1 protein-coding gene and 1 pseudogene are annotated in these 1,805 nt (G+C 51.6%); both read right to left on the bottom strand.

Annotation, left to right across the window (positions count from 1 at the left end):
• A pseudogene (locus HMPREF2871_RS03925) lies at positions 1-949 on the bottom strand (hypothetical protein); the annotation flags it as partial.
• A 4-nt stretch (positions 950-953) separates the two neighbouring features.
• Positions 954-1,805, bottom strand: an 852-nt coding sequence (gene dcm, locus HMPREF2871_RS03920) for a DNA cytosine methyltransferase (protein WP_349267160.1), incomplete at its 5' end; no start/stop codon positions are given.

Genomic DNA, 1,805 nt, shown 5'->3' with positions numbered 1-1,805 from the left:
CCAACACGCCGCGAGCCGCCCAGCTTGTTTGCGCGCCACGCTCCATCTCGTCTTTATTGGCGAGGTAAAACGCCTCGGCCACCGTCTCGCCGTCGTTTCGGAAAAGTTCCTCCCAGCGGTCCCACAAATCCATGCGGTCAGGCCAGCGTTTCATCGCCTTAAACTTAATACCGTGCCAAAACGGGTTATTCAAAGTGCGGTTAAGTACGCTGTCGTAATGCAAAATTGTGCCGATATATATCACATCGTATTTCTGACCAACCCCGCCCAAAGGCAATACAGTCTTAGTCAGCCACGCATTGAGCTTGTCGCGCTGTTCGGGGTTGCGGACTTGTTCGTCATTCTCAATATCGTCCAAAACAGTTAAGTCAGGACGGTAAGGGCCGTGACGCAAACCGCGCAGCTTTTTACCGCTACCGGCCACTTGGACTTTAACGTCATTGGCCGTCACAATCGTACCGGCCTGCCATACACGGCCTTGCCCGCATACTTCCGGAAAGTCGGTTTTCAAGCGTGGATTAAACTCAAGTTCTGCCTTAATGGCCTCCAGCATCGGATACGCTTGGTCGATACTGTCCATTACGATGACCGCATAATGTTTTTGGCCTGTCACAATACACCACAGCGTAAACAACTGAGTAACCTGCGTCGACTTACCCTCGCCACGCGGCGCACCCACTGCCTCATTTTCCCCTTTGAGGGAGCGGATAATATCCGGCAGACGGCTGAATAAAAACGCATGCAGTTCGGATTTCTCAGGCGAGCGGATATAATGGGGGAAGTAGGTATTTACGAAATATTCGTAACCGCCTACCGGGTCAAATACCTTGGCACGGCGTGCAGCAATAGCCTTTGGCGACGCATCAAAGCCGTCCACTTCCGCTTCGATGACTTGGCGCAAACTGGCGGCCAGTTCGGCAAGGGATTTGAGGAATTCTTTTGTTTTCATGCATTTAAAAAGTCTTAATCAATTTTTCGGCAATCCAGCGTGAGACCGGCGGACAGACGGCGTTTCCCGCAGCTTGAGCCTCCGCAATGTTGGCCTCATCCATTCCGAGGCAAAGCCCATCATCGTTAGACGCTCTTTGCCGCTCAACCATCGCACCCCGTCCGTTGGGCGTAACGAGAATATTTGTGCCTGAGCGGTCAATGGCTCCCTTGGAAATCCCTCTAAGCAAAGTACCATGTGGCTTTTGTAGCCCATACGTCTCAACCGCGCGAGGTAAGACTCCAATTGAGCCGGCGTCAGCCATAAACTCATAGGGGGGGTACTCTCCCAAGCCAGCGACCAAGAAAACCCGACGGCGTGCCGTGGGGACTCCGAAATATGCTGCATTAAGCACGCGCCAGTATCCCACATACCCGCATTCGGCAAGGGACTTGATGACTGTTTGAAAGTCTTCGCCATTGTTGCTATTGAGCAAACCCGTAACGTTTTCAAGGACAATCCAGCGGGGTTTAAGCTGGTCGACAATACGCATTGCGTCATAAAATAAACCTGTTCTTTCCCCGGCAAGACCTTTACGCTTACCGGCTATTGATACATCCTGACATGGGAATCCGCCAATAATCACATCTACCGGCCATAATTCTGACAATACCGTTCTGACATCCTCAAACTGTTTTGCGTGTGGGAAGCGGTCGGTCAAAACTGCACGGGGTACAGGATTAATCTCTACTTGCCAAGCAGTGTCAAAACCAGCCTGTTCAAATCCCAAATCAAACCCGCCAATACCTGCAAAAAGGCTTCCGACGGTAGGTTTTTGCTTATCCAAACTTCTTCTCCACTTCCGCCCCAAACGGCT

The sequence above is a fragment of the Neisseria sp. HMSC067G12 genome, assembly GCF_001812725.1.
Classification (GTDB): domain Bacteria; phylum Pseudomonadota; class Gammaproteobacteria; order Burkholderiales; family Neisseriaceae; genus Neisseria; species Neisseria perflava.
This window is presented reverse-complemented; position numbering and strand designations above follow the sequence as displayed.